11 protein-coding genes are annotated in these 12,999 nt (G+C 70.1%); 7 read left to right on the forward strand and 4 right to left on the reverse strand.

The window, feature by feature from the left end:
* Window positions 1–38: 38 nt before the first annotated feature.
* The 4 genes from DFJ66_RS39340 (at window position 39) to DFJ66_RS39355 (ending at window position 4,438) form a co-directional block, all read left to right on the forward strand.
* Complete coding sequence (locus DFJ66_RS39340; protein ID WP_121229493.1) at window positions 39–632, forward strand: TetR/AcrR family transcriptional regulator; 594 nt, start codon at window positions 39–41, stop codon at window positions 630–632.
* A 279-nt stretch (window positions 633–911) separates the two neighbouring features.
* Window positions 912–1,901 carry a helix-turn-helix domain-containing protein gene (locus DFJ66_RS39345; protein WP_121229495.1) on the forward strand — a complete coding sequence of 330 codons (990 nt, stop codon included), beginning with the start codon at window positions 912–914 and terminating at the stop codon, window positions 1,899–1,901.
* Between the two features lie 60 nt (window positions 1,902–1,961).
* A complete protein-coding gene (locus tag DFJ66_RS39350; protein ID WP_211351467.1) occupies window positions 1,962–2,861 on the forward strand; it encodes a pyridoxamine 5'-phosphate oxidase family protein in 900 nt (299 codons plus the stop codon).
* The gene (locus DFJ66_RS39355; protein WP_121229500.1) at window positions 2,858–4,438 is read left to right on the forward strand and encodes an AMP-binding protein; all 1,581 of its coding nucleotides are present in this window, start codon (window positions 2,858–2,860) and stop codon (window positions 4,436–4,438) included. Before DFJ66_RS39350 ends, DFJ66_RS39355 begins: the two co-directional genes overlap by 4 nt.
* An 80-nt stretch (window positions 4,439–4,518) precedes the next feature.
* Here DFJ66_RS39355 and DFJ66_RS39360 read toward each other — a convergent pair whose 3' ends face one another.
* Window positions 4,519–5,082, reverse strand: a complete 564-nt coding sequence (locus DFJ66_RS39360) for a helix-turn-helix domain-containing protein (RefSeq protein WP_121229502.1) — start codon at window positions 5,080–5,082, stop codon at window positions 4,519–4,521.
* 41 nt (window positions 5,083–5,123) lie between these two features.
* Between DFJ66_RS39360 and DFJ66_RS39365 the strand changes: the two genes are divergently transcribed.
* A complete protein-coding gene (locus DFJ66_RS39365; RefSeq protein WP_121229504.1) occupies window positions 5,124–5,645 on the forward strand; it encodes a GNAT family N-acetyltransferase in 522 nt (173 codons plus the stop codon).
* Window positions 5,646–5,660: 15 nt separating this feature from the next.
* Here the strand turns inward: DFJ66_RS39365 and DFJ66_RS39370 are convergent, their stop codons facing one another.
* The gene (locus tag DFJ66_RS39370; RefSeq protein ID WP_121229506.1) at window positions 5,661–6,719 is read right to left on the reverse strand and encodes a hypothetical protein; all 1,059 of its coding nucleotides are present in this window, start codon (window positions 6,717–6,719) and stop codon (window positions 5,661–5,663) included.
* Window positions 6,720–7,269: 550 nt separating this feature from the next.
* Here DFJ66_RS39370 and DFJ66_RS39375 point away from each other — a divergent pair.
* A complete protein-coding gene (locus DFJ66_RS39375; RefSeq protein WP_246030102.1) occupies window positions 7,270–8,316 on the forward strand; it encodes a ricin-type beta-trefoil lectin domain protein in 1,047 nt (348 codons plus the stop codon).
* Window positions 8,317–9,074: 758 nt separating this feature from the next.
* Complete coding sequence (locus DFJ66_RS39380; RefSeq protein WP_121229510.1) at window positions 9,075–9,767, forward strand: glycoside hydrolase family 12 protein; 693 nt, start codon at window positions 9,075–9,077, stop codon at window positions 9,765–9,767.
* Window positions 9,768–9,851: 84 nt separating this feature from the next.
* On the opposite strand, the gene DFJ66_RS39385 is transcribed toward DFJ66_RS39380, so the two are convergent.
* Both DFJ66_RS39385 and DFJ66_RS39390 read right to left on the reverse strand, forming a co-directional pair.
* Window positions 9,852–11,201, reverse strand: a complete 1,350-nt coding sequence (locus tag DFJ66_RS39385; RefSeq protein ID WP_121229512.1) for a glycoside hydrolase family 6 protein — start codon at window positions 11,199–11,201, stop codon at window positions 9,852–9,854.
* 12 nt (window positions 11,202–11,213) lie between these two features.
* Complete coding sequence (locus tag DFJ66_RS39390; protein WP_121229514.1) at window positions 11,214–12,998, reverse strand: glycoside hydrolase family 6 protein; 1,785 nt, start codon at window positions 12,996–12,998, stop codon at window positions 11,214–11,216.
* Window position 12,999 lies beyond the last annotated feature (1 nt).

Genomic DNA, 12,999 nt, shown 5'->3' on the forward strand with positions numbered 1-12,999 from the left:
CTAAGATCCCAGGTCAAGCGAGTGGAACGGAGCACGTCATGGCGACCCGAGGCAGACCGCGGTCCTTCGACCGCGACCACGCGTTGCGCACGGCGATGTTGGCGTTCTGGGCGCGCGGCTACGAGTCGGTGTCGACCACGGAGCTGGCGGGCAGCATGGGCATCAGCCAGTCCAGCCTCTACGCCGCGTTCGGCGACAAGCAGTCGCTGTTCCGCGAGGCCGTGGCCTACTACGGCGAGCACGAGGGCGCGATCGCCCGCCGGGCCCTGGCCACCAGCGACACGGCCCGCCAGGCGGTGGAGACCATGCTGCGCCAGAGCGCGGACCGCTTCACCGACCGGTCGCTGCCCAGCGGCTGCATGGTGGTGCTCGCGGCGACGAACGCCACGGCCGGCAACGCGGCCGTGCAGGAGTTCGCCTCCGAGCTGCGCAGGCGCGACGAGGCCGCGCTGTCCGCCCGCCTGACCCGCGCCGTGGCCGAGGGCGAGCTGCCCGGCCACGCCGACCCCCGCTCCCTCGCGGCGTTCTACCACTCGGTCCTGTACGGACTGTCGATCCAGGCCCGGGACGGTCGCGACCGCCCCGGGCTGCACGCCATCGTCGACGTGGCGATGGACGTGTGGCCGACATGACGAGCGCGACCCCGCGCGCCGGCGCACGTGCCGGGCCGTGCGGCACCCGTCCGGCCACCGCACCGCGTCTCGCGAGTCGGGCACCGGTTCACCCGACCGGAGCCGCGCGGTCGCGGCGGCGCCACCGAGTTCGGCCAAACCGTTTCACCGCACGCCACCGCGTTCCGTCCGACCGAGTGTCCACCGCACACCCGAACCGAGCTGTTGCCGATATTCACACGTCGCCGGTACGGTACGGCGACGCCTGATCATCGACGTCCTTCCTGGGGAGGCCAAAAGATGGTGAAGGAATCGCAGCCCGCGTTACGCAAGCCTTTCGAGGCCACTTTCCAGAGAAATTCCGCGACACTCGTCGTCGCCACCGAAGAATTGTCCCAAGCGTGGCGCGACCATTTCGGCACCACGGTCCGCGTGAACGTCGGCGAAGGGTGTTCCCGCCTCGGTGGCCTGCGCCGCGGGACGTTGGGCACCGCGTCCCTCACCGTGCTCCGGGCGGGTCCCCACACGCTCACCGCGAAGCCGTCGCCCGCCCACGGCCACGTGCACTTCCTGCTGGTGGTGTCGGGTTCCGTCGTGCTGACGCAGGACGGCCGCCGGGCCGAGGTGCCCCGCCAGGGTCTCGTGTGCCTCGACAGCAGCCGTCGCTTCGGCCTCACCGTGCCGGAGAAGTCCGCGATCGTCGCGATCCGCGTGCCGCACTCGGCGCTGCGGGTGCGGGCGGCCGACACCGCCCGCGTGACGGCGCTGCCGTGGTCGCGCGAACCGGGCCTGGTCAAGGTCGTGGGCGAGACGCTGGCGGGCTTCGGGCAGTACGCCGGCGACCTGGACGACGACATCGCCGGACTGATCGGGGCCAGTTTCGTCAACCTGCTGGCGATGCTGATCAGGCAACACCGGGACGCCGAGGTCCACGACTCCGCCGCCTCGCGCGAGGCGCTGCTGGAGGAGGTCATGCGCTACTGCCTCGAGCACCTCGACGAGGTCGACCTGACCCCGCGGGCGGTCGCGCGGGCCCACCACATGTCGATCCGGCGCTTGCAGCAGCTGTTCGCCGAGCGCGGCACGAGCCCGGCGCGCTGGATCCGGGCCGAACGCCTCGCGCGCTGCCACGACGACCTGCGCAATCCCGCGAAACGCCACCTCTCGGTGGCGACGATCGGCGAGCGCTGGGGGTTGCTCAACGCCTCGCACTTCAGCCGGCAATTCCGCGGGCAATACGGCGTCACCCCCAGCGAACTCCGGAACCTGCTCCTCGCCGGTGCGGCGTGAACCGCGCCGGCAATTGTCGAGAACAGGATCGCGCGCATGCCGCACGCAGGTGAACAGGAAATGCAGAGAAAAGCCGGCGAAGGCGGTCCGCACTGGGGCTCGCCGATGTTCGACGGCGACATCCCGCCGGGTTTCCGGGCGTTCATGGCCGCGCAGCGCCTCGTCGCGATCAGCGGTGAGGACGCCGACGAGCGCGTGTGGTGCACGGTGCTGAGCGGCCCGCCGGGGTTCGTCGACGCGGTGGACGAGCGGACCGTCGTCCTGCACGCCGTCCCGCCGGACGGCGACCCGCTGGCCGAGGCGTTCCGCGAACCGCGCGACATCGGGGTGGTCGTGATGTCGCCGGAGACCGCGCGGCGGGTCCGGGTCAACGGCAAGGCCACGCGCGACGGGGACCGACTGGTCGTGCGCACCGAGCAGGTCCTGGGCAACTGCCCCAAGTACCTCCAGGTCCGCGACGTCACCGCCGTCGTGGCCGACCCGCCGGGGCCGGCCCGCGTCGGCGCCGCGCTCACCCCGGCGCAACGGGCGTGGGTCGAGTCGGCCGACACGTTCTTCATCGGCAGCAGGTCGCCCGCCGACGGCGCGGACGCCTCGCACCGGGGCGGTCTGCCCGGCTTCGTCACCGCGTCCGCGCCGGACCGGCTGAGCTGGCCCGACTACCCCGGCAACTCCTTCTTCATGACGCTGGGCAACATCGAACTCAACCCCAAGGCGGGACTGGTGTTCCTCGACTGGGCCACCGGCTCGACGCTCCAGGTGACCGGGCGCTGCGGCGTCGACTGGCGGGCGCGACGTGCCGCCGCGCTGCCCGGGGCGCAGCGGGTGGTCGACTTCCACGTCGAACGGGTGGTGCAGATCGACGGCGCGAGCCCGCTGCGCTGGTCGGCGCCCCGCTACTCCAGGTTCAACCCGCCGGTACCGGCACAACGGACGACGACACCGGAGGAACCCCGATGACGCAGACGCTCCAAGCCCTGTCGATCGTCGACGGCGGCCCGCTGCCCGAGCCCACGAGCCGCGACCTCGTCGAGGTGCTGCGGCGCGCCGCGACCGCCGGCACCGGCGGCATCGTCCACATCGGACCGGACGGCGAGGAGACGTGGTCCTACCAGGACCTGCTCGCCGACGCCGCCCGCGTCCTCACCGGACTGCGCGCCGCGGGCGTGCACCCCGGCGACAAGGTGGTGATGCAGGTCGAACGCGCGCCCGACCTGCTGGCCGCGTTCTGGGCGTGCGTCCTGGGCGGGTTCGTGCCCGTCCCGGTCACCACGTCCCCGCCACCCAACAGCGCCTACGACGCCGCGGGACTCCTCGCGGGGGTGTGGGGCATGCTGGACGGGGCGTGGGTGCTCGCCGACCGCGCGTTCCCCACCTCCTACCTGGGCGACGTCGACTCCCTGCGCGCGAGCGAACCGGCGACGCGGTTCCACCGGCCCGACCCCGACTCCCCGGCCGTGCTGCTGCTCACCTCCGGGAGCACGGGCCTGCCCAAGGCCGTCACGCTGACCCACCGCAACATCGTCAGCCGGTCCGCCGCGACGGCGGCGGTGCGCGGCCTGACGTCGGCGAACCGCACGTTCAACTGGATGCCGCTGGACCACGTCGGCGGGCTGGTCATGTTCCACGCCCGGGACACCTACCTGGGCTGCCACCAGGTGCACGCCCCGATCTCATGGGTGCTCCAGGACCCGTTGCGCTGGCTGGACGTCATCAGCGCGCACCGCTGCGACACGACGTGGGCACCCAACTTCGCGTTCGGGCTCGTCGTCGACCGCGCCGACCGGATCGCCGGCAAGTCCTGGGACCTCAGCAGGCTGCGCTACATCATGAACGGCGGCGAGCCGATCAAGCCGCGCGTGGCCAACCGGTTCCTGAGTCTGCTGGCCCCGTTCGGCCTGCCGTCCACCGCCATGCACCCGGGCTGGGGCATGTCGGAGACGACCGCGGGCGTGGTGGACTGCGTCTACCCGGCGGGGATGGACGAGGACACCCGGTTCATCCCGGTGGGCGTCCCGCACCCCGGCCTGTCGCTGCGGGTGGTCGACGAGGCGGGCGAGGTGGTGCCCGAGGGCGTGGAGGGCCGGCTCCAGGCGACCGGCCTGCCGATCACGCCGGGCTACTACAACAACCCCGAGCAGAACGCGCGGTCGTTCTCGGCGGACGGCTGGTTCAAGACCGGCGACCTGGCCTTCCTGCGCGACGGCGTCCTCACCGTCACCGGCCGCGTGGACGACGTGGTCGAGATCGACGGCGTCGGCTACTTCGGCCACGAGATCGAGGCGGTGGTGGAGGAACTGCCGTTCGTCGCCCCGTCCTACACGGTGGCGTGCCCGGTGAACGGCGACCTGGTGATCTTCTACGTCCCGCGCTCCGGCACCGGCTCGGACGCCGACGCGTGGCACATCGTCGACCACGTGTCGCAGCGGATGTCCGTGCCCGTGCGCCGGGTGGTCGCCGTGACGGCGGACCAGGTACCGAAGACCGGCATCGGCAAACTGCGCCGTTCGGCGCTGGCGGCGACGCTGGAGGACTGAGGACCCACGACCCGAGCCGGTGGCCGCGTGCACGCGACCACCGGCCCGGCACCGCCGGCCGTCGCCTCGACGCAGCGCGGTCACGTCCAGCGCTTGACCAGCGCGACCAGGTAGCGGCACGGTTCGTCGGTCGGGTTGATGAACGAGCACGGCGCGGGTGGGCCGAGTTGCAGGCAGTCGCCGGCGTCGAGTTCGTGGTCCGTGTCGCCTTCGCGGAAGCGCAGGTGCCCGGACAGCACCCACAGTTGCTGGTGCTTGAACGCGAACGAGTCCGCCAGGTACGACACCACCGCGCCGGGCGGCAGTTCGACCTCCACCAGCTCCAGCGGGCCGCCCGCCGCCGGTGAGACCGCCCGCCGCCGGTAGCCCGTTCCCGGGTCGGTCCAGGTCGGCTGCTCGGCCGCGCGGACCAGTCGGCGGTCGCCGCCCTCGGCCCGCGCGACCAGTTCGGACAGCGTCATGCTCATCGCCGCGGTCAGGCGGCCGAGCAGCGCGGCGGTCGGCTGGGCCTCGCCGCGTTCGATCTTGGTGATCATCGCCCGGGACACCCCGGACCGCTCGGCCAGCGCGTTGACCGAGAGGTCGCGGGACGTGCGCGCCTCGCGCAGCGTGACCGCCAGGGACTGCGTCAGCGTGTCCGTCACCCTTGTCACTATAGCGGCAGTTCCGGCTACTATCGTCGACCATGAAGGTGAGAGACGCGTCGGAGCTCGACGCCGGGGCCTGCGCGGCCATCTACGCGCCGTACGTCACCGGAACGGCCATCACGTTCGAATGCGTGCCACCGACACCGACGGAGATGGCCGGACGGATCGCGAACGCGTTGCGCACCCACGCCTGGGTCGTGCTGGAGGACGACGACGGCCGCGTGGTCGGCTACGCCTACGGCGGCCCGTTCAAGGCACGCGAGGCGTACCGCTGGTCGTGCGAGGTCAGCGTCTACCTGGAGCCGGGCCTCCGGCGCACCGGCGGCGGTCGCGCCCTGTACGAGGCGCTGTTCGAACGCCTCGCGGCGCGCGGCTACCGGACGGCCGCCGCGGGCATGACGCTGCCGAACGACGCCAGCGTCGGCCTGCACCGCGCCCTGGGCTTCGAACCGGTCGGGGTCTACCGGCGCATCGGCTGGAAGAACGGCGCGTGGCACGACGTCGCCTGGACCCAGCGGGAGATCGCCACCGGCGACGACCCGCCCGTCGAGCCGGTGTGAGTCACCCGGTGTGAGTCACTCGGACATCAGGTCGAACCAGTCGACCTCGAACGGCAGGTCGATGCGGTCGAGCACCCGGCGGTAGGCGGACGTGGCCGCCGCACCGACGTCGATCACCGGCCGCCCGCGCTGTTGGGCGTCGATCGCGAGGCGCAGCAGGACGTCGACGTCGCCCGGCGCCGGTGGGAGGAACAAGCGGTCGACGTACTGCTCCTCCTGGGACTCGGCGGCGTGCCGGCGCACCGCGGCGAGATCGGCGGCGAACCGCTCGTCCCGGCGCACCGCGACGAACCGCGGGGCGAGGTCCGCGACCCGACAGGCCCGCCACCCGGGAGCCCGTTGGAGGTGGTCGACGATGGCGGCGGACAGGCGCGTCGCGGCGTCCGTCTCCGATCCCAGCTCCGCCATCGCTTCGTACGCCACGTCGCCCGGGACCAGCAGCCAGCCGTCGGTGTCGACGTCGGGCAGCGTCTCCGGCTCGACCGGCGGCCACGTCCGCCACACCTCGGCCGGGCGGCCGTCGCCCTCCGGCGCCGCCAACGCCCGCACGCGCTCGGCCGCCGGTGCGTTCGGGCGCCGGGCGACGAGGAGGCCAGGGCCGCCCAGCAGCTCACCCAGCTCCCGCAGGCGGCCCGACAGCCAGCCGGCGAAGTCGCGCTCGTGGCTCAGCGCCTCGGCGAACGCGGCGAGGGCCTGCTGGTCGAAGACCGTGGTGGCACGGGGTGGGCGCGGTGTGGCGAACCGGTCGAAGTCGGGGTGCGAGGGAATGCTCGGGTCGGTCTGCCAGTCGTCGGGCACGCCGCTGCCCGCGAACCACAGGCACGCCTCGGCGAAGTGCGACCGCGCGTCCTCCGCCGGTTCGGTGGAGGACACCTCGCGGACGCTCCCGTACCCGTCGACCAGGAAGATCGTCCGGGTCATCGACTCGTCCTCGTCGTTGTCGGCCACCATCTCCGGCGCGTAGACGCACCAGCCACCCCAGAAGCGATCGACCACCAGGTTCCTCGTCGGGTAGGGCTCGCCGCTGGATCGGATCTCCGCCAGGACCGCGGAAATCGCCTGGTTCGCGTCCATCGGGCCGTCCTCTCGCACTGAGTACGCCTCCTGTCGGACAACGTAGCGGAGCGGGTGGCGGGCGGGCGTGGGAATCGGGAAGCGCTTGCCGTGCCCCGAACCGCGGTGGCGTTGCGGTGGACCTGCCGGCGGGAGCGGTGGCGTTGCGGCGGACCGGGGCGCGGGTGCGACCTGCTGGCTTTCTGTGGAAGCGTCAGCCCGCGACGGCAACTGCAAGCCCATGACGGACCGAGAGGTCCTACGTTGGAAGGTTTCACAAAGGCGAGTTGTCTGGCGCTTACCGTGATGACGGCGGCGGCGCTGGTGACGCCGCCGACAGCCGCCGCGGCTGGGACGCAGTACATGGATTATTTCCGGGCGACTCCGATCGTTGGCTCGTTGTCGTCGAGTGCGTGGGGGCGGCGACGGTCGGTAAGCGTGACGGCCACAACGGATGGTTATGGGACTCCCACGCCATCCACGCCACGAGCCCACCTTGTACGGGCCCTACACCGACCAGGGGTTGACGTGGCCGAGCGTCGACGGGGGCAAGGGGCACAACGTGTCTCCCTTGCAGCTCAAGGACGGGTCCTACGCCGTCACGATCAGCGGAACCAGCCCCGGCAAGGTCTTCACGTCCCCGTCCCTGGACGGCCCCTGGACCGCACGCGGCGACGTCGTGGTCGCATCGGGCCCGTACTCCAGCAGCTTCCGCACCCAGGACAACCTCCGGATCATCCTGCGGCCCGATGGCAAGTACGAGGCGATCACCTCGAACTTCCAGCTCGCCACAGCAGACAACGTCACCGGCCCCTACACGGTGCTCACCCCGCGGCTGTTCGACCAGATCGCCGGTAGTCCCAACCAGGACATGGCAGACCCGCTCCTGTTCTACACAGGACACACCTACCACGTGATCTTCAACAACTGGCGCGCGAAGAAGGCCTACCACTACACCTCCAGCGACGGCGTCACCAACTGGACGCTCCAGCCGGGTATCGCCTACGACCCCACCGCCGGCTTCATCCGCTACACAGACGGCACCGTGAACAACTGGACCAAGCTCGAACGCCCCGGTGTCTACATCGAGAACGGCCACGCCGTCGCCATGACGTTCGCAGCGATCGACGTGGAAAAGGAAAACGACCTCGGCAACGGCCAGCACGGCAGCAAAGTCATCGTGGTGCCCTTCGACGGCGCCGGCCTGGACGACACGAGCCCCGGACCGCAGGGCAGCATGATCGTCGGTGGTCAATCCGGCCGATGCGTGGACGTGCCCGGCGCGAGCACGACCAACGGCACACAGGTGCAACTGTGGGACTGCGGCGGCCAGCCCAACCAGCGGTGGACTGCCACTTCCGGCAAACAGTTGCAGGTGTACGGCAACAAGTGCCTCGACGCCAGCGGCCGAGGAACCACCAACGGCACACAGGTCGTCATCTGGGACTGCAACGGCCAATCCAACCAGCAGTGGAACATCAACACCAACGGCACCATCACCGGCGTGCAGTCCGGACTCTGCCTCGACGCCACCGCCAACGGCACCGCAAACGGCACCAAACTGATCCTCTGGACCTGCAACGGAGGGCAGAACCAGAGATGGACCCTGCGTAGCTGAGCAACACCCATCCGCCCGTCCGGACCGAGTCGCTGTGCGGCAACCCGACACCCGAGCGCGTCGTAGACGTGGCGCCACTCCACCCGCCCGGGGTGGAGTGGCGACCCGACGGTCGTCGCTGTTCCGTTTCGCCAGGTTGGTCTGCGGGTCCGCCGCGAAGGCGCGCGGCGAGTACCCCGCGAAGCCGGGCGCCACGGTCGCGACCGCCGCGACACCCGTTGCCGCCAGAAAGCCGCGGCGAGACATTCCGATGTCGTCATCGACACTCCCATCACCCTCACCGCGACACGATGAGCCGTCCCAGAACTGACGTTCAGGCGCGTTTCGATGCCGTCGCATCGACCGCACTTCGACACAGGTTCGGTTTTCTTGGTGGAGCGATTTCGTCGAATGCGCCATCGAATCCCGCTGAACACTTCATCGTAACCGGGTCTCTTGGTCAGGTGGCACCGACCGCAGGCAAAAGATCGGATGACTTGCTCATCTGCCTGTGGATCATCCTGGCTTACCGCTGAGCACCGAAGGTGAAGCCTGTAACACATCGGATGTTATAGTTCACACCCTGGTCTCACAAGCCCTGTCGGACGGGAAGTCCGGCGGCGACTCGCGCCGCTCGGTCCCGGGCTCACTCGAACAAGAGTCGAAACGGCGGCGGCCTTGTTTTCGACGCATTCGAGGCCTACGTTCCCGGCTGCAGGTGAACCGCTTCGATTACTTCGGAGCTCTTGTCCGATCAAAGGTGTTCGGAAGGGTGTGCGATGAGCGGGATACGGCGCGCGCTGATCGCGGCGGCAGTCGCGTTCTTGATGGGGCTGCTCGGTTCGGGAAGCGCCCAGGCGGCGACCTGGTGGACCTCCGACCAATGGGGAACCTGGTCGAACGGTGGTTACACGCTGCGCAACAACATCTGGGGCAGCGGTGCGGGTCCTCAGACGCTGTGGGCCAACTCGTACAGCAACTGGGGCGTGTGGGCCGATCACCCCAACACCGGCGGGGTGAAGTCCTACCCGCACGCGGCGAAGGCCGTGAACCGGAGGCTCAGCTCGATCGGCGGGGTGAGCAGCAGCTTCAACGTGAACCCTCCTGCGGGAGGTGCGTACACGACCACGTACGACATCTGGGCTGACAACTACCGGTACGAGATCATGCTGTGGATGAACAAGTTCGGCCCGGTGGGGCCGATCGGGTCCTACCAGACCACCACGTCGGTCGGCGGGCACAGCTGGGACGTCTACCGCGGCACCAACGGCTACAACGAGGTCTTCTCGTTCATCCGCCGCGGCAACACCAACGCCGGCACGGTCGACATCAAGGCCGTGATGAACTGGATCAAGAACCGCGGCTGGTACGGCGACGTCACGCTCGGCGAGGTGCAGTTCGGGTACGAGATCACGTCGTCGAGCGGAGGCCTCAACTTCGGCACGAACAGCTTCTCCATCTCGTCCTGGTGACGCGACGCGGGCAGGAACGGTGCCGGCGGGGCCGAAAGGCCTCGCCGGCACCAGTTCGCGCACCGGCCGTCGAGCGGTCGCGGCTCACGCGCAACCCGTTCCGTTCAAGGCCGGAGAACCGAACGGTGGGGTACCGCCGTTGTAGCTCGCGTTGTACCCGATGGTCGCGGTACCGCCTGTCGCGAGTTTGCCGTTCCAGGACTCGCTCTGGACTCGCACGATGTCGCCGGTGTCCGTCCACGTCCCGTTCCAGCCCTGGGTGACGGTCACTCCCGGTGCGGAGAACGTGAGCGTCCAGCCGTCGATGGACGCTCCGCGGTTCTCGATGACGATCTCGCCGGTGTAGCCAGTCGACCAGGAGTTGACCACCTTGTGCGTGACCTTGCAGGTTCCAGGGCCCTGCGTGGTCGTGGTGGTCGTTGTCGTTGTCGCGGTTGTGGTGGTGCTGCTGGTTGTTGTTGTCGTCGGCTCCGACGTCCAGTTGCCGGCGACGGCCAGGTCGTACGCGCGTTGCGGGACGAACTGGCCCGCCTGCGCGATGCACCCGTCGGCCTCACCCGGCGGCTTGACCCACAGGAACGCGGCGATCTGGCCGTCCCCGGTCTGGTCGGTGCTCGGCGTGCCGATCGCCCGGCCGGCCGGGTCGCACCACTCGCTGCCCGCCGGGCCGTTGCCGTTGCGGCTGGTGTCGATCACGGCCTTCAGCCGGGAGTCGCCCACGGCGTTCAGCACCGACTTCGCGTAGGACACCTCGTCACCGGTGAACCGGTAGTTGGACACGTTGGTCGAGATGCCGTCGGCGCTGTTGGTGATGTCGGCCGCGCGCAACCGCGCTGCGGCCTCACCCGGCGACAACCACGCGGAGTGGCCGATGTCGAAGTACACCTTGGTCTGCGCCGAGCCCGACTTGAGCTTCTTGCCCGCGTAGGCGATCGACGCCCTGGTCTGGTTCTGCTGGTCGGCCGACTGGCAGTTGGACATCAGCGGCAGCACGTCCGGCTCCAGCACGACCGCCGCCGGACGTCCCGCGATGCCCGCCGAGACCTGGTCGATCCAGGCCCGGTAGGCCTCGTGCGACGGAGCGCCGCCGCCGCTCGGCCCGCCGCAGTCGCGGTTGGGGATGTCGTAGACGACCAGGATCGGGATCTTGCCCGCGGCGGCCGCGGCGCCGACGAAGGCGTCGACCTCGCCGCGCACGGTGCCGGTGTTGGTGGTGGTGAACCACCTGGCCTGCGGCGTGGCCGCGAGCCGTTCGCGGATGACCGGCGCCTTGGGGTCACCGGGGTTGGCCGCGACCCACTTGGCCGCGCTGGTGTCCGGGTCCACGTAGAACGCTGACGGAGCAGCCTGGGCGTTGCCTCCGGCGGCGAGGGCGGCGACACCCGCGAGGAGTGTCGCCGCGACCACGCCGCTCGCAACAGCTTTGTTGCGCATGCGACGTGCCCCTTACAGCGCCGGGTAGGCGTTCTCGACGAGGGACTTGAACTGGGCCGGGAACCAGACGCCCGCGTGCGGTGCGCCCGGCATGGCGCCGGTGAGGTTGCCGCCGTTGGCCTGCTCGTCGCCGCGGAAGGCGGGGTCGCACATCGGGTCGTGCTGCTTGCCCTCCTCGTTCGGGCCGTCGGTCTTGGTGGCGATGCCGTCCGACTCACCCGGCGGCTTGATCCAGACGTAGGCGTCGAAGTTCGGCCTCGGGGCGGCCTGCGGACGCGCGCCGATGCCCGCGCCGGTCTGGTTGCACCAGTTGCCGCGGTGCAGGCGGCGGTCGATGCGCCCGGAGTTCACGTACTCGTCCACAGTGGACCCGGTGGCACCGGTGGGCCGGTTCGCACCGCCCCAGCCGTTGCGCGAGGTGTCGATCAGCATGCCGATGCTCGACGGGAAGCCCGCCGCCACGAACCGCCGGTGCAGCTCGGCACCGAAGTCGGCCTCGTCGAAGTACGGGTTCCACTGGTAGAACTTCGCGGACTTCAGCGGCTGGCCGCCGACGGTCTGCGTCGGGTCGGGCAGGTTCGGCTCGTCGACCGGCGTGTAGTTCGCGGTGTTGGAGACGAAGCCGTCGACGCTGGTGAAGCCCTTCGTCGTGCCCCGGACCACGTCGGTGTAGAGCTGCACGGCCGGCACGAGGTTGCTGTCCCAGCCCAGCCAGCCGGAGTGCGCGATGTCGAGGTAGTTGTAGACGTTCGGGATGGCGCTCAGCTTGTTCAGCGCGTACTGGACGCCCTGCACGTACGCACCGCTGGACTTCGCCTCGGCGCACTTGGGCTTGGCGGCGTTGGTGATCAGGTTCGGCAACGAGTCGGGCTCGATGATCGCCACGATGCGCAGGTCGCGGTACTTCGGGTCACCCAGGATCGCGGCGATCGGGTCGACGTACTCGGCCTTGTAGCGGGCCAGGCCGTTCTGGCTGACCTGGAGTTCGCCGTTGGAGGCCAGCGCCGCGCAGTCGCGGTTGGGCAGGTCGTAGACGACGACCTGGAACACGACGGGCCGCCCGGCCGCGGCCTGCTGCCGCAGCGCCTCGTCCAGGTGACCGCGCAGGCCCCGACCCGCCGTGATCGCGCCGATGCGGTCCATCCACACCGCCGTCGAGTTCTGCGCCACCTTGCGCATCGCCGTGCCGAGCGTGCCACCCGTGCTGGTGGCGAGGGCGTCGACCTGGGCGACGTAGTCCGGGTTGAGGTAGCCGGCGGCTCCGACGTACGGGTTGGCCACGTGCCCGTCGGGGTTTCCGGGGTCCTGCGTGGTCGTGGTGGTCGTGGTACTGGTGCTGGTCGTGGTGGTGCTGGTGCTGGTGCTGGTCGTCGTCTGGACCGGGCCGCCCGTGCAGGCCGTGCCGTTGAGCTTGAAGCTCGTGGGCTTGTCGTTCGTGCCGGAGTAGGAGGCCTGGAAGCCCAGGCTGTGCGACCCGCCGGTCGCCAGGCCCTTGGCCCAGTCGGGGTTCTTGGCCGTGACGTGCCGGCCGGACTGGGTGATCGTGCTGTTCCAGTGGTTCGTGATCTGCTGGTTGCCGCTGAAGTCCCACTCCAGGGTCCAGCCGTTGGAGATCGCGTCACCCAGGTTGTTCACCGTGACGTTGGCGGTGAAGCCGGTGTCCCACTGGTTGGTTTGGTAGTCCACCGAACAACCGGCGGCGGCGCTGGCCTGGTTGCCGACCAGTACCAGCGCGCTCGTGCAGAGCGTCAGTGCCGCGACGGCTGATCCGCCGCGCACCAGAATCCTCGATCGCATG

The sequence above is a fragment of the Saccharothrix variisporea genome (genome assembly GCF_003634995.1).
GTDB lineage: Bacteria > Actinomycetota > Actinomycetes > Mycobacteriales > Pseudonocardiaceae > Actinosynnema > Actinosynnema variisporeum.